The 17,159-nt window shown below is 60.8% G+C and carries 16 protein-coding genes; 8 read left to right on the forward strand and 8 right to left on the reverse strand.

What is annotated here, in order from left to right:
* Nucleotides 1–139: 139 nt before the first annotated feature.
* Nucleotides 140–580 (reverse strand): CBS domain-containing protein, encoded by a 441-nt coding sequence (locus tag CRO59_RS13010; protein ID WP_027613875.1) that lies wholly within the window; start codon nucleotides 578–580, stop codon nucleotides 140–142.
* Nucleotides 581–806: 226 nt separating this feature from the next.
* On the opposite strand from CRO59_RS13010, the gene CRO59_RS13015 reads away from it, so the two are divergent.
* Nucleotides 807–3,167 (forward strand): DNA polymerase II, encoded by a 2,361-nt coding sequence (locus tag CRO59_RS13015; protein WP_177408995.1) that lies wholly within the window; start codon nucleotides 807–809, stop codon nucleotides 3,165–3,167.
* On the opposite strand, the gene CRO59_RS13020 is transcribed toward CRO59_RS13015, so the two are convergent.
* The 3 genes from CRO59_RS13020 to CRO59_RS13030 form a co-directional block, all read right to left on the reverse strand.
* Nucleotides 3,132–3,602, reverse strand: coding sequence for a DUF1810 domain-containing protein (locus tag CRO59_RS13020; protein ID WP_097087762.1), 471 nt, complete (start codon nucleotides 3,600–3,602; stop codon nucleotides 3,132–3,134). The two genes, CRO59_RS13015 and CRO59_RS13020, sit on opposite strands and share 36 nt — an antisense overlap.
* Before the next feature lie 28 nt (nucleotides 3,603–3,630).
* Nucleotides 3,631–4,452, reverse strand: coding sequence for an aldo/keto reductase (locus CRO59_RS13025; RefSeq protein ID WP_097087764.1), 822 nt, complete (start codon nucleotides 4,450–4,452; stop codon nucleotides 3,631–3,633).
* A 179-nt stretch (nucleotides 4,453–4,631) separates the two neighbouring features.
* Nucleotides 4,632–5,780 (reverse strand): aldose epimerase family protein, encoded by a 1,149-nt coding sequence (locus CRO59_RS13030; RefSeq protein ID WP_097087765.1) that lies wholly within the window; start codon nucleotides 5,778–5,780, stop codon nucleotides 4,632–4,634.
* Between the two features lie 234 nt (nucleotides 5,781–6,014).
* Here CRO59_RS13030 and CRO59_RS13035 point away from each other — a divergent pair, with 234 nt between their 5' ends.
* The 3 genes from CRO59_RS13035 to CRO59_RS13045 all read left to right on the forward strand — a co-directional run bounded on the left by CRO59_RS13035 (nucleotide 6,015) and on the right by CRO59_RS13045 (nucleotide 9,170).
* Entirely contained in the window at nucleotides 6,015–6,764 is a 750-nt protein-coding gene (locus tag CRO59_RS13035; RefSeq protein ID WP_097087767.1) for a hypothetical protein, read from the forward strand.
* 176 nt (nucleotides 6,765–6,940) lie between these two features.
* Nucleotides 6,941–8,155, forward strand: a complete 1,215-nt coding sequence (locus tag CRO59_RS13040; RefSeq protein ID WP_097087768.1) for an MFS transporter — start codon at nucleotides 6,941–6,943, stop codon at nucleotides 8,153–8,155.
* Nucleotides 8,156–8,384: 229 nt separating this feature from the next.
* Complete coding sequence (locus CRO59_RS13045) at nucleotides 8,385–9,170, forward strand: sulfite exporter TauE/SafE family protein (RefSeq protein WP_064586898.1); 786 nt, start codon at nucleotides 8,385–8,387, stop codon at nucleotides 9,168–9,170.
* Nucleotides 9,171–9,213: 43 nt separating this feature from the next.
* On the opposite strand, the gene CRO59_RS13050 is transcribed toward CRO59_RS13045, so the two are convergent.
* Nucleotides 9,214–9,678: a GNAT family N-acetyltransferase gene (locus CRO59_RS13050; protein ID WP_097087770.1), complete on the reverse strand. Its 465-nt coding sequence runs from the start codon at nucleotides 9,676–9,678 to the stop codon at nucleotides 9,214–9,216.
* Between the two features lie 209 nt (nucleotides 9,679–9,887).
* On the opposite strand from CRO59_RS13050, the gene CRO59_RS13055 reads away from it, so the two are divergent.
* Nucleotides 9,888–10,460: a DUF4174 domain-containing protein gene (locus CRO59_RS13055; protein WP_027613884.1), complete on the forward strand. Its 573-nt coding sequence runs from the start codon at nucleotides 9,888–9,890 to the stop codon at nucleotides 10,458–10,460.
* Nucleotides 10,461–10,599: 139 nt separating this feature from the next.
* Here CRO59_RS13055 and ampC read toward each other — a convergent pair whose 3' ends face one another.
* Nucleotides 10,600–11,766: a class C beta-lactamase gene (ampC, locus tag CRO59_RS13060; protein WP_097087771.1), complete on the reverse strand. Its 1,167-nt coding sequence runs from the start codon at nucleotides 11,764–11,766 to the stop codon at nucleotides 10,600–10,602.
* 160 nt (nucleotides 11,767–11,926) lie between these two features.
* Here ampC and CRO59_RS13065 point away from each other — a divergent pair, with 160 nt between their 5' ends.
* A complete protein-coding gene (locus tag CRO59_RS13065) occupies nucleotides 11,927–12,799 on the forward strand; it encodes a LysR family transcriptional regulator (protein WP_097087773.1) in 873 nt (290 codons plus the stop codon).
* A gap of 133 nt (nucleotides 12,800–12,932) precedes the next feature.
* On the opposite strand, the gene gudD is transcribed toward CRO59_RS13065, so the two are convergent.
* The gene (gene gudD / locus CRO59_RS13070; protein ID WP_096797760.1) at nucleotides 12,933–14,276 is read right to left on the reverse strand and encodes a glucarate dehydratase; all 1,344 of its coding nucleotides are present in this window, start codon (nucleotides 14,274–14,276) and stop codon (nucleotides 12,933–12,935) included.
* A 34-nt stretch (nucleotides 14,277–14,310) separates the two neighbouring features.
* Nucleotides 14,311–15,657 (reverse strand): MFS transporter, encoded by a 1,347-nt coding sequence (locus tag CRO59_RS13075; RefSeq protein WP_007965412.1) that lies wholly within the window; start codon nucleotides 15,655–15,657, stop codon nucleotides 14,311–14,313.
* A 365-nt stretch (nucleotides 15,658–16,022) separates the two neighbouring features.
* Here CRO59_RS13075 and CRO59_RS13080 point away from each other — a divergent pair, with 365 nt between their 5' ends.
* Nucleotides 16,023–16,736, forward strand: coding sequence for a FadR/GntR family transcriptional regulator (locus CRO59_RS13080; protein WP_097087775.1), 714 nt, complete (start codon nucleotides 16,023–16,025; stop codon nucleotides 16,734–16,736).
* A 92-nt stretch (nucleotides 16,737–16,828) separates the two neighbouring features.
* A complete protein-coding gene (locus CRO59_RS13085; protein WP_097087777.1) occupies nucleotides 16,829–17,062 on the forward strand; it encodes a hypothetical protein in 234 nt (77 codons plus the stop codon).
* Nucleotides 17,063–17,159 lie beyond the last annotated feature (97 nt).

Raw genomic sequence — 17,159 nt, forward strand, 5'->3', positions numbered from 1 at the left:
AATGTAGGAGTGAACTCTGTGGTGAGGGGATTTATCCCCGATGGACTGCGAAGCGGTCCCGGCTTTTCTGGGGGTGCTTCGCAGTCCATCGGGGATAAATCCCCTCGCCACAGGGCTCACTCCTGTAAGTGGGAAGGGTTTATTCCCCGCGAATGTACTGCTCCAACTGCTTGATCAGTTCCGCCTGCTCGGCAATTGCCTCTTTCACCAGGTCGCCGATCGACAGCAGACCGATCAGCTTGCCGTTCTCCACCACCGGCAAGTGGCGCAGGCGTTTGTCGGACATGATGCCCAGGCAGGTGTCGACGGTCTGGTGGGTGTCCACGGTGATGACGTCCTTGACCATGATGTCGCGCACCGGTGTGCCCACTGACGAGCGCCCGTGCAGTACCAGTTTGCGTGCGTAATCACGCTCACTGATGATGCCGACCACTTTGTCATCTTCCATCACCACCAAGGCCCCGACGTTTTTCTCGGCCATTTTCATCAGCGCTTCGAGCACCATGTGACCGGGATCGATATGGTGCACTTCCTGATTTTTCTGATCTTTGAGCTTGAGCAGTTGGGCGACGGTCTTCATGGCGGTTACTCAGGTGTTGTCGTTGTTATTCAAGCATCGTAGACCCTTGCGCGCAGGGCAAGGTGGCAAAGCGGCAGATAGCACGCAAAAAACGTCATTTGCCGGTTTTTCCGGCTTTGCTCTAACCCTGTGGTGAGGGAGCAAGCTCCCTCACCACAGGGAATGGGGTTATCCCTTGAACGGCAGCGTAGAATGCCCCTCTGATTCAATTCCTGAGGTTGCAGTGGTGGATTTACAGCAGGGCTTCGTCCTGACCCGGCATTGGCGCGACACCCCGGCCGGCACCGAAGTCGAGTTCTGGCTGGCGACCGACGCCGGGCCGCGACGTGTGCGTCTGGCGCCGCAGACGTCAGTGGCGTTTATCCCCGCTGCTCAACGCGAAGCGGCCGAACGCCTGCTGCACGACGAAAAGAACGTCGAACTGCGCCCGCTGGCCCTGCAGGATTTCGAACATCGCCCGGTGCTGGGCCTGTATTGCCAGCAACACGGCCAGTTGATGCGCCTGGAAACCGCGCTGTCCCGCGCCGGTGTCGATGTCTTCGAAGCCGACGTGCGTCCGCCCGAGCGCTACCTGATGGAGCGCTTCATCACTGCACCGGTGCTGTTCGGCGGTAGCGCCGACGCTGACGGCGTCTTGCTCAACGCTCAACTCAAACCTGATCCGAAATACCGACCGCAACTACGGCTGGTCTCGCTGGATATCGAAACCACCGAAACCGGCGAGCTGTATTCCATCGCCCTTGAAGGCTGCGGCCAGCGTCAGGTGTACATGCTCGGCGCGCCCAACGGTGACGCCAGCATTGTCGACTTCGATCTGGAATATTGCGACTCGCGCACCGTGATCCTGAAGAAGCTCAACGACTGGTTCGCCCTCCACGACCCCGACGCGATCATCGGCTGGAACGTCGTGCAGTTCGACCTGCGCATCCTTCACGAACACGCGCGACGCCTCGGTGTGCCGTTGAAAATCGGCCGTGGCGGTGAAGAGATGCAGTGGCGCGAACACGGCAGCCGCACGCACTACTTTGCTTCGGCAGCGGGGCGCTTGATCATCGACGGCATCGAATCGCTGCGCTCGGCGACCTGGAGTTTCCCCTCGTTCAGCCTGGAAAACGTCGCGCAGACCCTGCTCGGCGAGGGCAAGGCGATCGATAACCCGTACCAGCGCATGGACGAAATCAACCGCATGTTCGCCGAGGACAAACCGGCGCTGGCCAAGTACAACCTCAGGGACTGCGAGCTGGTGACGCGGATCTTCGCCAAGACCGAACTGCTGACGTTTCTCCTCGAACGCGCCAGCGTTACCGGCCTGCCGGCGGATCGCAGCGGCGGCTCGGTAGCGGCGTTTACCCATTTGTACATGCCGCTGATGCACCGCCAGGGTTTCGTTGCGCCGAACCTGGGCACCAATCCGCCACAGGCCAGCCCCGGCGGCTTCGTCATGGACTCACAGCCGGGGCTGTACGAGTCGGTGCTGGTGCTCGATTACAAGAGCCTGTATCCGTCGATCATCCGCACTTTTCTGATTGACCCGGTGGGACTGATCGAAGGCCTGCAACACCCGGACGATGCCGATTCGGTGCCGGGGTTTCGCGGCGCACGGTTTTCGCGCACCCGGCATTGCCTGCCGTCGATTGTCGCGCGGGTCGCCGAGGGCCGCGAGACCGCCAAGCGCGAGCACAACGCACCGTTGTCGCAAGCGCTGAAGATCATCATGAACGCCTTCTACGGCGTGCTCGGTTCCAGCGGCTGCCGGTTTTTCGATACGCGTCTGGCGTCGTCGATCACTCTGCGCGGCCACGAGATCATGTTGCGCACTCGTCAGTTGATCGAAGCGCAGGGCCACGCGGTGATCTATGGCGACACCGACTCGACCTTCGTCTGGCTGCGTCGTGCGCACGGGCAGGAGGAAGCGGCGCAGATCGGTCAGGCGCTGGTCAAGCACGTCAACGACTGGTGGCGCGAGCATGTGCGTGAGGAATACGGCCTGCAAAGTGCCCTCGAATTGCAGTACGAAACCCACTACAAACGTTTTCTGATGCCGACCATTCGCGGTGCCGAGGAGGGCAGCAAAAAGCGCTACGCCGGACTGGTGACGCGCGCCGATGGCAGTGACGAAATGGTCTACAAGGGCCTGGAAACCGTGCGCACCGACTGGTCGCTGCTGGCTCGGCAGTTCCAGCAGGAACTCTACGAGCGGATCTTCCAGCGCAAGCCGTATCAGGATTACGTGCGCGATTACGTGCGCAAGACTCTGGCCGGCGAGTTCGATGAACGACTGGTCTACCGCAAGCGCCTGCGCCGCACCCTCGACGACTACGAACGCAACGTGCCGCCGCATGTGCGTGCGGCGCGGCTGGCCGACGATTACAACGCGCAGCAGGGTCGCCCGCGGCAGTACCAGAACGGCGGCTGGATCAGTTACGTGATCACCTTGGCCGGGCCGGAACCGCTGGAAGTGCGCCGCGCGGCGATCGACTACGACCATTACATTACCCGCCAACTGCAGCCGGTGGCGGACGCGATTCTGCCGTTCGTCGACGATGACTTCTCAACCCTGATCGGGGGACAACTGGGCCTGTTTTGAGTCCAGCAGTTGCAGGGTCCATTCATCGAGGATGCCGTGGAAGTAGCGCTCCAGTGCCTGAGCGAACGGGCAATCTTCGGCGCTGAACTGCGCAAACAGGGTCATCGAGGAGTGGAATTTCAGGTCGTCGGGGTGGCCGAAAATCTCGGCTATCGAGCGCTGACGGATGTTCAGTACCAGCTGCGTGCAGGTGCGCAGCCGCGCACCGAGCAGGTCGTGGGCCAGATAGGCCCGCGCCTCGTCGGCGGATTGAATGGCGAAGCGCCGGGACATTTCGCTGCCGCCCAGCCCGGCGAACTGCGGGAACACAAACCACATCCAGTGGCTACGCTTGCGCCCCTCACCGAGTTCACGCTGAACCCGTTCGAACACCGGGTCCTGCGCCTGGACGAAACGCTGCAGATTGAACGGATCGTACTGATCAGTGCTTCTCATGACGAAGCCCTCGCCAACGGCCAGCGACTCAGACCATCGCCAGCCGCTGCTTGCGTTGTGGCGCTTTGAATACTTGGTCCAGCGCCGCCAGATCCCCGGCATCCAGTTGCAACTGCGCCGCTTGTGCATTGAGTTGCACATGTTCCGGTCGCACAGCCTTGGGAATCGCAATTACCCCATCCTGACGCAGAATCCACGCCAGCGAAACCTGCGCCGGGGTCACGTTGTGACGAGCGGCAATCTGCTGTAGCGCTGGTTCGGCGAGCATCGCGCCGCCCTGGCCGATCGGGCAGTACGCCATCAACGGCATACGCTGTTGCTGGCACCAGGGCAGCAAGTCGAATTCGACGCCGCGCTCTTCCAGGTTGTACAGCACCTGATTGGTGGCGCAGGCCGGATTGGCCAGCTCTTCGAGGTCATCGACGTCGAAATTCGACACGCCCCAACGGCCGATCTTGCCGTCCTCGCGCAGGCGTTCGAAGGCTTCGACGGTTTCTTCCAGCGGATACTGGCCGCGCCAGTGCAGCAGATAGAGGTCGATGTAGTCGGTGTCGAGCCGGCGCAGACTGCGCTCGCAGGCTTGCGGGATGCCTGTGCGGCTGGCGTTGTGCGGGTAGACCTTGCTCACCAGAAGCACCTGATCACGCAGACCGGCAATGGCTTCGCCGACCACGCTTTCGGCACCGCCCTCGGCGTACATTTCTGCGGTGTCGATAAGGGTCATGCCCAACTCGATACCTTGTCGCAGCGCGGACACTTCACGCTTGTGCGCCGAACGGTCTTCGCCCATGCGCCAGGTGCCCTGGCCAATCACTGGAACCTGCACGCCTGCCAGTTCAAGGGTACGCATTCAAACCTCCTGTGCTGATGGTCGATACCTTAGTGGGCAGCAGGATAGCGCAGGGGTTCCAATGGAGGTCGATGAACCTGTGGCGAGGGGATTTATCCCCGATGGGCGCGCAGCGCCCCCAAGAAGCAGGGTTGCTGCGCAATCCATCGGGGATAAATCCCCTCACCACAAGACCGGTGTTACTTAGCGGAGAACTTCAGGACTACGCTGTGGTTGTAAGTCTGCCCCGGATCAAGACGCGTGCTCGGGAAGTCCGGCTGATTCGGCGCATCCGGATAGTGCTGCGTTTCCAGGGTAAACGCGCCCCAGTGCGGATAGACCTTGCCGCCCTTGCCCTTGACCGTGCCGTCGAGGAAGTTACTGGTATAGAACTGCACACCCGGTTCGCTGGTGAACAACTGCAAATGCCGCCCTGACTGCGGATCGCTGACCTCGGCGGCGACTTTGCTCACATCACCTTTGGTATCCAGCACCCAGTTGAAATCGAAGCCACCCTGTTTCGGCTCGGCGAATTTCAGCTGCGGGTGATCGGCCTTGATGTGCGTACCAATGGCGGTGGGTTTGGTGAAGTCCATTGGTGTGCCGGCCACTGGCGCCAGTTCGCCGGTCGGGATCAGTTTGCCGGTGACCGGGGTGTAATGGCTGGCGTGCAAGGTGGCCACCTGCTTGAGGATGTCGCCATTGCCGGCACCGGCGAGGTTGAAGTAGCTGTGGTTGGTCAGGTTGAGCACGGTCGGTTTATCGGTGCTGGCCTTATAGTCGATGCGCAACTCGTTGCTGTCGGTCAGGCGATAGGTCACCTGCGTTGTGAGATTGCCGGGGAAGCCCATTTCACCGTCTGCCGACAGATAGGTGAGGGTCACGCCGACGGAATCCTTGTCCTTGGTTTCCTGCGCTTTCCAGACCTTCTTGTCGAAACCCTGAGTACCGCCATGCAAGGCGTTGGACTTGTCGTTCTGCGGCACCTGATAGCGCTTGCCGTCGAGTTCGAACGCGCCGTCCGCGAGGCGATTGCCGAAACGGCCGATGGTCGCGCCGAAATACGCCGTGCCTTTCTGGTAACCCTGAACATCGTCGAAACCCAGCACCACATCGGCTGCTTTGCCGTGTTTGTCCGGCACCAGCAGCGATTGCAGGGTGGCGCCGTAGGTGATGACGGTCGCCTGCATGCCGTGGCTGTTGCGCAGGATGTATTGCTCGACGGGCGTGCCGTCATTGGTTTTGCCAAAGGCTTTGTGTTCGGCGCTGAGGCCGGCCGCGTTGGCGGAGAGGGTGGCGATCATCAGGGACAGTCCGAGGCCGGAGAGCAGGTGACGTGATTGAAGCATGGTTGACCTTCCTTTTTGTTGTTGTTTTCAAAACAGGGTAATAGTCATGCTAATTGTGGGTTGAGTCAGAATTTATAGCCGGTTAAAGGTTTAGTGCAAATATAAAGTCATACTAAATAGTTGCCGAAGGTCGGGAAATCGTGCCTGCGCTGCACTTTTCCGGATTCGGCGGCTCTATCCATGGCCAGGATGCGGCGACGCCCGCCGCACAGGAATGTGCCCGTTCGAGAATTCATGCCGAGAGTTTTTCACCCGATCGCCCGATTTTTTCGCCGCCCGTGCCTGCTGCTGGCCTGTCTGTCATCGCTGTTTGTCAGCGGTTGCACGCACCAGACCGGCAACGGTTTCATCGCTCAGATGCGTGACGGTCAACCGCAGGAATTCCTGCAGACCAGCGTCGATCGCATGGCCACGTTGGCGATGCGCGACAACCTCAACAGCCTTTATCGCCTGATGGGCAAGCTGTATTTGCGCAACCCGGAAGAACTGCGCAAGTCGGGCTTCCTCGACATCAACACGGCGGTGAAACAGGTGCGCCTTGCCGTCGAGCAGCAGCAACCGTTACCGGTGTTGGGCGGGCGCAAAGATCTGGCGGCGCTCAGCTATGCGATGAGTCCGGAGTTTCTCGGGGATCGGGTCGGCGCCTTCATCTATGCCATCGGCAGCATGCTGGTCACCGCCCACGGCAATCGCATCGAGTTCTACATGACCGATGCAATCAACCCGACCTTCGTCCACAACGCCGCGCGCAACATCGAAAAAGCCACATGGATTCTGGCCCAGCGCCAGAACAAGGAGGGACAGCCGCTGCTGTTCTCCAACGAAATCTCGGAGGAGGGCAGCAACCTGAGTTTCGCCACCGAGTTCGGCAAGATCGTCGCGCGGCTCGACCTGCTGACGCAGATGCTCGATGAGCGCTACCGGCGCATTGGGTTGAATTACGCGCAGAGCCTGCTGTTCCTGAATTTCCTGCCGGTGCAGTAAGTGCGGAGATCCAATGTGGGAGCGAGCCTGCTCGCGAAAGCGATCTACCAGGCGCTGAATCTCTGATAGATCCACCGCATTCGCGAGCAGGCTCGCTCCCACATTGATCAAATTGTGCGTGGGATTTTTGTATACAATCCATCGCTACTATTGATCCAAAGGGAGCTGCACCTGTCATGACCGACTCCGCAAGCACCGACTTCAACCGTATCGACCGCGCTACCCGCACAGAAAAACTGCCCTATGCCGCGTTACTGGCGTTCGCCATGACCGGCTTCATCGCCATCCTCACCGAGACCCTGCCGGCCGGGCTGCTGCCGCAGATCGGCGCCGGGCTTGGGGTCAGCGAAGTGCTCGCCGGGCAACTGGTGACGCTGTATGCGCTGGGCTCGATCGTCGCGGCGATTCCGCTGACCGTCGCCACCCGGGGCTGGCCACGGCGGCGGGTACTGCTGGTGACGGTCGGTGGCTTCCTGGTGTTCAACACCGTGACCACGTTCTCCAGCCATTACGGCTTGACCCTCGCGTCGCGGTTCCTCGCCGGGATGGCGGCAGGGCTGTCGTGGGGCATCATGGCCGGTTACGCCCGCGGGATCGTGCCGGTGCACCAGCAGGGGCGGGCACTGGCAATCGCCATGCTCGGCACCCCGGTGGCGCTGTCGCTGGGCACCCCGGCGGGAACCTGGCTGGGCAACCTGATCGGTTGGCGCGCTTCGTTCGGGATCATGTCGGCGCTGGCGTTGGTGCTGGCGGCGTGGATTGTGCTGGCGGTGCCGGACCGTCCGGGCCAGGCCAGCGCCGAACGCCTGCCGTTGCTGCAATCGCTGCGTCTCCCGGGCGTACGGCCGGTGCTGTTCGTGGTGCTGACCTGGATGCTCGGGCACAACATTCTCTACACCTACATTGCGCCGTTCCTGATGCAAGCCGGATTGGCCGAGCGCGTCGATCTGGTGTTGCTGGTGTTCGGCCTGTGTTCGCTGGTGGGGATCTGGATCATTGGCCTGCTGGTGGACCGCTGGTTGCGCTGGCTGACGCTGATCAGCCTCGCGGTGTTTGCCGTGACCGCGCTGGTGCTGGCGCTGATATCCCCGTCGCCGTGGCTGATCTACACCTGCATGGCCGTGTGGGGCCTGTCGTTCGGCGGTTCGGCGACGCTGCTGCTGACAGCCGCGGCGGATTCGGCTGGCGAGCACGTGGACGTGGTGCAGGCGATGCTCACCACCTCTTGGAACGTGGCGATTGCCGGCGGCGGTCTGTTTGGCGGGTTGTTGCTGGATCGGGCGGGGGCGATGTCGTTTCCATGGGCATTGTTGATCCTGTCGCTGATCGCGCTGGCGACGGTGTGGATCAACCGGCATCACAGTTTCAAACCGGGCCGGCGCATGCATTGATCTACCTGGCACCATAGAACCCCTGTGGGAGCGGGCTTGCTCGCGAAAAGGGCGTGTCAGTCGATATCTACGTGAATGACACGCCGCCTTCGCGAGCAAGCCCGCTCCCACTCAGATAAAGGCGGTGTGGCTGGAAGGCATAACGATAGACCGCATCGATATATGTGGTTATATGAAAAATCGCTATGCTGCGGGCCAGATTTTTCCTGTCGTTTTTCTGGACGTCTTAATGGAATTGGCAAATTTCGGCCTGGTGATTGCCGGGCTGGTGGTGGGTTTTATTGTCGGCATGACCGGTGTCGGCGGCGGTTCGTTGATGACGCCGATCCTGCTGTGGTTCGGTATCAACCCGGCAACCGCGGTGGGCACTGACCTGTTATACGCGGCCATTACCAAATCCAGTGGCGTGCTGGTGCACAAAAAGAACAACAACATCGACTGGGCCATCACCGGCTGGCTGACCCTCGGCAGCGTGCCGGCAGTCGCCATGACCCTGTGGTTTCTCAGCACCCTGCACACCGCGCCCGAGGCGATGAACGCGATCATCAAACAGGCCTTGGGCTTCGTGCTGTTCGCCACGGCGCTGGCGATTCTGTTCAAAAAGCGCCTGCTCGAATTCGCCCACAAACGCGCGGGCGGCAACTACAACCCGAGCGGCGCGCGCCTGAATGTGATGACGGTGATCACCGGGCTGATCCTCGGCACCATGGTCGCCCTGACCTCGATCGGCGCCGGCGCCCTCGGCACGGTCGCGTTGTTCATCCTCTATCCGCTGCTGCCGACCCGGCGTCTGGTCGGCACCGAAATCGCCCACGCCGTGCCGTTGACCCTGGTTGCGGGGCTGGGGCATGCGAGCATGGGCAATATGGATTGGGGCGTGCTGGGCTTCCTGCTGATGGGTTCGCTGCCGGGCATCTGGCTTGGCAGTCACCTGACCGGGCGCATTTCCGATGAATTGCTGCGCCCGTGCCTGGCGACCATGTTGCTGTTGATCGGCTACAAACTGGCGTTCTGATCCCGGCTCGATCTTTGAGCCGGACAAAACCTGTGGAGGAATCTCAGCTCGTAAAGGTGTACTTCATGATCGTCACCGGCAGGTCTTCGTAGACCAGATCCTCGACCACCTCCCAACCCAACCGCGCATACAGTGCTTGCGCCGCATCGGTGTACAGATACAACGTCTGTACGCCCGACGCCCTGGCTTCTTCGACAATCCGATTGACCAGCTGCGAAGCAACACCGCGTCCACGTTCCTCGGCCTTCACATAAACCCCGGCCAGCCAAGGCGTTAGCTCGGGACGGATCTTCATATCGCTGTCGATCAACAGCGCGCCGCCGAGCAATCTGCCGTCTTCAATGGCCACCACCACGCTGGGAACCGCACCCTTGCCGCAGGCCGCGCGCATCCGCTCGGTGCGGGCTTCAAGGGTATCGCCGTCACGGAATTCGCCCCATTCCTTGAAATTGAGCGCAGCCAGTTCCTCAATCAAATGCGGGTGATCGCACAGGTAGTCGATGTGCATGGGTTGAACTCCATTTCGTGGGCAGAACGACCACCCTAATGCGCTCATAAAAGGTAATCAAATCCGCGTCACGATTACGCCGATGCGGTTGCGCAATGACGCGGCTGACCTAAGCTTCTGACAAGGCGAAACATATTTGCCGGGCACAACCCCGGAACAATCGCCGCGATGCGCAATCATTAGAGCGTGGATATCAAAAGGAGATGCGCATGCTCATCAGGTCACTGACCCTGACACTCTTGCTGGCGATTGCCGGCCCCTTGTTCGCCGCTGACAATGACTCGCCCATAGCCGGGGATATGGGACGGGCCCGACCGTTGATCGTGATCGCCCAAAGCACCGTCGACCCGGTGTGGGTGGGGTTGAAAAAGTCGCTGGAAGATCCGGCGAACAAGAAGGGTGTCGCCGACCGCAACATCAAGGTCTACACCATCCTCAATATGGCCGGACAACTCGACGGCAAGGATCTCGGCCAGCAAGACACCATGGCTTTGCTGCGGTCGCTGAAACTCGGTGCCGGCGCGTATCCTAAAGTGTTCCTGCTGGGCAAGGACGGCGAGACTAAACTGTCGGCCTCGGGCGATGAAGCGAAATCGGTGGACCTGAAAAAAATCTTCGACACGGTTGACGCGCTGCCGGCCAGCGAAAAGGAAATCAGCGCACCGACGGTCGCTGAAACCAAGGCCACCGCCGCCGAACCGGCAGCCAAGAAAGGCGAGAAGGGCGCCAAGGCGAGCAAACCGGCGAAACCGAGCAAGCCACCGGAAATGCCGGATGATTGATGGCATGGCCTGAATCAAAAAAAATGGGCGACCTCTGCAGGTCGCCCATTTTTATTGCCCGCCCAAAAAGATCGCAGCCTGCGGCAGCTCCTACATGGGATCGGTGTAGGAGCTGCCGAAGGCTGCGATCATTTGATTTTCAGTCGGCTAAAGCGCTGAGGATCGTGTGAGCAATCTTCACCCGCTCCGGAATCGGAAAGTTCTTGTTCGCCAGAATCACCACGCCGACCTCCTTCGACGGCACAAACGCCACGTAGGTCCCGAAGCCACCGGTAGAGCCGGTCTTGTTGATCAGCACATTTTTCGCCTGCGGCTGTGGCGGGTTGAGCCATTGCACCTTGTGCGGCTGCATGGCCATTTCCGTGCTGTTGCCGGCCAGCAAGCGGTCGAGGCTGATCGGGTAACGGTACATTTCCCAACCCAGGCCCTGGGTCATGTCGCCGACGCTGTAGTAGCCGGTGTGGGTGTTGGCGATAGCTTGTTGCAGCGGCGTTTCAAGGCTTGCCGGTTTCAGGTTGGCCTGCACGTAACGCAGCATGTCGGCGGCGCTGGTTTTCACGCCGTAGGCTTCTGAATCCATGGCGCCCGGGGTGACGCGCACCGGTTGATTGTTCTTGTCGTAGCCCTGCGCGTACAGGCTCATTTGCGCTTTCGGCACCTGCAGGTAGGTGTGTTGCAGGCCGAGTTTCGGCAGCAGGGTTTCGCTCATCACCTGATCATATGGCTGACCGAGGGTCTTGGCGGCCAGATAACCGAACAGGCCCAGGCTCGGGTTGGAATACAGGCGTTGGCTACCGGCCGGGAAGCTCGGTTTCCACTGTTGGTAGTAGCCGAGCATCTTCTCCGCCGAATCCCACTGGCCAGGGAATTGCAGCGGCAGGCCGCCGGCGCTGTAGGTGCCCAGTTGCAGCACGCTGATGTTGTCGAAAGCGCTGCCCTTGAGTTCTGGCCAGATCTGGCTGGCCTTGGTCGACAGGTCCAGTTTGCCCGTCGCCTGCGCATAGCCGGCCAGAGTGGCGGCGAAGGTTTTGCTCACCGAGCCGATTTCGAACAGGGTGTTTTCGCTGACTTTCTGCCCCGTGTCCTTGGCGGCGACGCCGTAATTAAAGTAATGCGGTTGGCCGTTGATGGTGATGGCGACGGCGAGGCCGGGGATGTTCTGCTGCTGCATCACCGGGGTAACGGCTTTGTTCACCAGCGCTTGCAGTTGCTCGTCGCCGGGTGTGGCGGCCATGCAAGCGGTGGCGCCGAAAAACAGGCCGAAAGCGCTGCAGGAAATGAATTTGCTCGGGGTGATGAAGGACATGAGTGAACCACTCTCCATGAGTGTTGAGGGTGATATCCCGCTACACTGCGGGCGATTTTGTTGTTGGGCAGCTGATCAGCGCCGACAATTTAGGCAGTCTGGCACTCGTCGACAAACGATGATATTTCGGATGAGCCATTAGAAAAATTTGGGACTGGGCATGATTCGACCTCAATTGCCGCTCAATGCACTGCGCGCGTTCGAAGCCTCGGCGCGGCATCTGAGCTTTACCCGTGCCGCCGTGGAGTTATGCGTGACTCAGGCGGCGGTGAGCCATCAGGTGAAAAGCCTTGAGGCGCAGCTCAATCTGACCCTGTTCAAACGCCTGCCCCGCGGGCTGATGCTGACCAGTGAAGGCGAGACCCTGTTGCCGGTTTTGACCACGTCGTTCGATCATATCGCGCAGATGCTCGAGCGGCTGGCCGGCGGTCAGTATCGGGAAATGTTGACCGTGGGTGCCGTCGGAACCTTTGCGGTCGGTTGGTTGCTGCCACGGCTGCCAGACTTCCAGGCGAAACATCCGCTCATAGATTTGCGGCTGTCGACTCACAACAACCGGGTCGACGTCGCGGCTGAGGGGCTGGATTACGCGATTCGTTTTGGCGCCGGAGCGTGGCACGGCATCGAGGCCACGCGCCTGCTCGATGCGCCATTGTCGGTGTTGTGCGTGCCGGAAATTGCCCGGCAGTTGCACACCCCGGGTGATCTGCTGCAACAGCGCTTGCTGCGTTCCTATCGCACCGATGAATGGCCGGAATGGTTTCACGCCGCCGGCCTGGCGACCCACGCGGCGCCGCCGCAAAGCATTGTGTTCGACTCATCGCTGGCGATGATGGAGGCCGCGCTGCAGGGCAGCGGGGTAGCGTTGGCACCGCCGCTGATGTTCGCCCGGCAACTGGCGGCGGATGTGATTCGTCAGCCGTTTGCGATTGAAATCACCACCGGCAGTTATTGGCTGACGCGCTTGCAGTCACGGCCGGAGACGGCGGCGATGACGGCGTTCAAAAACTGGCTGCTGCAAATCTCTGCCTGACACAAATCCCCCCCCTGTGGGAGCGGGCTTGCTCGCGAAGGCGGCGTGTCAGTCAACTCAAATATTGACTGATGCACCGCCTTCGCGAGCAAGCCCGCTCCCACAGGGACGGCAGTGGACTGCAAATCAGAATTCAGCGCACCAGACACGGCCGCTTGTTATCGAACGTCCACCCCGGTATCAAAAACTGCATCGCCACGCTGTCATCCCGCGCGCCGAGGCCCATGCCTTTGTACAGCTCATGAGCCTTGGCCAGTTGATCCATATCCAGCTCCACCCCCAGCCCAGGTTTCTGCGGCACTTGCACGCAACCGTCGACAATTTGCAGCGGAGCCTTGGTCAGGCGCTGGCCGTCCTGCCAGATCCAGTGCGTGTCGATGGCGGTGATGTCGCCCGGTGCCGCCGCCGCGACATGGGTGAACATCGCCAGCGAGATATCGAAGTGATTGTTGGAGTGTGAGCCCCAGGTCAGGCCCCACTCATGGCACAACTGCGCGACACGTACCGAGCCTTGCATGGTCCAGAAGTGCGGGTCGGCCAATGGGATGTCCACCGACTGCAACTGAATGGCGTGGCCCATCTCGCGCCAGTCGGTGGCGATCATGTTGGTCGCCGTCTTCAGTCCGGTTGCGCGGCGGAACTCGGCCATGACTTCGCGCCCCGAGTAACCGTTTTCCGCACCGCACGGGTCTTCGGCGTAAGCCAGCACCTTATGTTGATCGCGGCACAGGCGGATCGCTTCTTTCAGTGACCAGGCGCCGTTCGGATCAAGCGTGATACGCGCCTCGGGAAAGCGTTCGGCCAGTGCCGTCACGGCTTCGATTTCCGCGTCGCCGCTAAGCACGCCGCCCTTGAGTTTGAAATCCTGGAAACCGTATTTCGCCTGCGCCGCTTCGGCCAGACGCACCACCGCCTCGGCGCTCATGGCCTTCTCGTGACGCACGCGGAACCAGTCGTTATCGGCGTCCGGTTCGCTGCGGTAGGCGAGGTTGGTCTCGCGTTGATCGCCGACATAAAACAGATAACCGAGCATCTTCACTTGATCGCGTTGCTGGCCTTCGCCGAGCAGCGCCGCGACCGGTACGTCGAGGTGTTGCCCGAGCAAGTCGAGCAGGGCGGCTTCGAGTCCGGTGACCGCGTGGATGGTGATGCGCAGGTCGAACGTCTGCAGGCCACGGCCGCCGGCATCACGCTCGGCGAAGGTCTGGCGCACCTGATTGAGGATCTTCTGATAGTTGCCGATTGTGCTGCCGAGCACCAGGCTGCGAGCATCCTCCAGCGTCTGGCGGATGCGCTCGCCACCGGGCACTTCACCGACGCCAGTGTGGCCGGCGTTGTCCTTGAGAATGACGATATTGCGGGTGAAAAACGGCCCGTGGGCGCCGCTCAGGTTGAGCAGCATGGCGTCGTGGCCGGCCACGGGAATCACCTGCATTTCAGTGATGATTGGCGCTTTGGCAGTGTCGTGTGCGGTCATGTTTTTATCCTTGTCAGCATCTTTAAAAAGGAAGTCATGCGTGCTTTGGCGCGGCCTCGGCCACGGCGAGGTCAGCAGCGGGTTTCGGGGTGGTGCGTGCAGCGAAGACGATGATCGCGGCGATGATCGAAGTCGCGGCCAGGCCATAGAGGCCGCCCTGAATCGAGCCGGTGTGTTCTTCGAGCAGGCCGAAGGTGGTCGGCGCGACGAAGCCGCCGAGGTTGCCTACCGAGTTGATCAGTGCGATCACCGCCGCGGCGATCCGTGCATCCAGATAGGCCTGCGGAATCGGCCAAAACAACGATGAGGCGGACTTGAAGCCCAGGGCGGCAAAACAGATCGCGACAAAGGCGAAGATCGGCCCGCCGGTGGTGGACATGAACATCCCTGCTGCGGCGATCAACAACGCGGTGGCGACCCAGGCTTGCTGGTGCTTCCACTTGGCCGAGAAAGCGGCGAAGGCGTACATGCCGACGATCGACAGCAGCCACGGGATCGAGTTGAACAGCCCGACCTGGAAGTCACTCATCTCACCCATTTTCTTGATGATGCTCGGCAGCCAGAACGTCGCGGCGTAGATCGTCAGCTGAATGAAAAAGTAGATCAGGCAGAACAGGATGATTTGCCGGTCCTTGAGCAGTTTGCCCATCGATGGGCGGATCGGCGTCGCGGCTTCGCGGGCCTTCTGTTCATCGTCGATGGCGTTGACCAGTGCGTCCTGTTCGGCGCGGGTCAGCCATTTCGCGTCGTGGGGTTTGGCGTCGAGCCAGAACCAGACGAACACGCACAGCCCGACGGAAAACATCCCCTCGATGAAGTACATCCATTGCCAGCCGTGCATGCCGAGGCCGTTGATCTGCAAGAGCAGGCCGGACAACGGGCCGGAGATCAGCGAGGCGACTGCCGAACCACTGAGGAAAATTGCAATCGCCTTGCCGCGTTCGGCGCCGGGTAGCCAGCGCGTGAAGTAGTAGATCACCCCGGGAAAGAACCCGGCCTCGGCCACGCCGAGCAGAAAGCGCAGGATGTAAAAGTGCGTTTCGTTCTGGATGAACGCCATGCCGGCGGCGACCAGGCCCCAGGTGAGCATGATGCGGGTCAGCCAGATACGCGCGCCGACTTTTTGCAAAAGCATGTTGGACGGCACTTCGAACAGCGCGTAACCGATGAAGAACAGACCGGCGCCGAAGCCGTAGGCGGCAGCCCCGATGCCCAGATCATGTTCCATGTGAGTGCGGACGAAACCGATGTTCACCCGGTCAATGTAATTGACGATGAACATGATCACGAAGAGCGGCAGGACGTGGCGTTTCACTTTCGAGATGGCGGACGCGAGTGTCGAATCGACGCCCTCGTTCATCCCGGAGACGGAGGTTTTCACTTGGTTTTCTCCCACTGATTATTTTTATGCGGGGTAGGGCTGGATGGTGCGTTGTTGATAGACATCATACAACTGAGATTTTTTGTCCTACAAGTGGGGTGGAGCGATTAAATTTGTCTGGTGAACGAATTCTTTATTTCTTTTTGGTGTTTTTCCCCGTTTTTATTGGTTTTAATCGCGGCCGTCAGACGCGCCCCTTGGGTTCACGATCCAAATGTTCAAACAGGGCGTAGCGTTTGGTTGTTGCGTTTTTTTCGTTTTATTGAGTGTTGTCATACAAGTTGAAAGTGGTTTCGGCGCTAAAATCGACTCGTCAGCCATCACGCAGTGCTACGATCGGCAAGCCCCGAAGACCGGAACCGAACATGCAAGAAGACCTCGACGCCCCCGCGCCCAAACGTGCGCACAACCTCGCACACGATCTGGTGGAAAAACTCACCCAGAGCATCCTGCTCGGCCGGCTGTCGCCCGGCGACAAGCTGCCGTCGGAGAACGCCATCGTTCAGGAACACCGCGTCAGTCGCACGGTCGTGCGCGAGGCGATTTCCAAGTTGCAGGCGTCGGGGCTGGTGGAGACGCGGCACGGCATCGGCACGTTCGTCATCGAGCGCGTCGCGGAGCAGGGCTTGCGCCTGAATGTCGACACCGCGCTCGGCGTGCGCAGCATTCTTGAATTGCGCATGGGCCTGGAGACGCAGGCTGCGGCGTTGGCCGCGTCACGTCGCAGCGAGCAGCAATTGCTGCAAATGCGTCAGGCGCTGGATGACTATCAGCGTCTGCTGGACAGCAACGATAGTTGCGTCGAGGCCGACCGACGCTTTCATTTGCTTATTGCCGAAGCCACCGGCAACGTCTGCTTCAGCGAAATCATGCAGCACTTGGGCAGCGCGATGATTCCACGTCAGCGGCTCAATGCCGCCGAGCGTGGCGCGGCGGATCTGAGCAAGCTGGGGCAGTTGGCCCATCTGGAGCACGAAGCGATCTTGAATGCGATCAAACGGCAGGATTCGGACGCGGCGCGCGCGGCCATGTGGCTGCACCTGACCAACAGCCGCGACCGCTTCAGTGCGCAGGGCTGATTGCCGTTGGTCTGCTCGATAGCACCGCCTGCGCAGGCGCGCTTCCAAGATGTATGGCCCGGGTTCTCCGGACCTCCTTGGTGAGGTGTGTCATGGCTAATGATTTGCTGTTTCAGGGTGGTGTGTTGCCGACCGATCCAACCCGTCCGGTGCCCGGCACGGATGAGCCGACACTGGCCGATCACGATGCGCCGCCGGGCATGAGTCCGGGGCGCGATCCGTTGAGTGATGCCGATCGGCCGGAAGACTGGAAGGACCCGGCGGCGGACGATGATGATGTGCCACCGGCGGATGAGCCGACGCCGTTGTCGGATGACAGGCGCTGAGGCTGACCCGGCACGAGATATTTATAGTCTGCGCCGGCCCTTTCGCGAGCAAGCTCGCTCCCACAGACAGAACGCATCCCCTGTAGGAGTGAGCCTG

The sequence above is a fragment of the Pseudomonas sp. LAMO17WK12:I5 genome (assembly GCF_900215165.1).
Classification (GTDB): Bacteria; Pseudomonadota; Gammaproteobacteria; order Pseudomonadales; family Pseudomonadaceae; genus Aquipseudomonas; species Aquipseudomonas putida_A.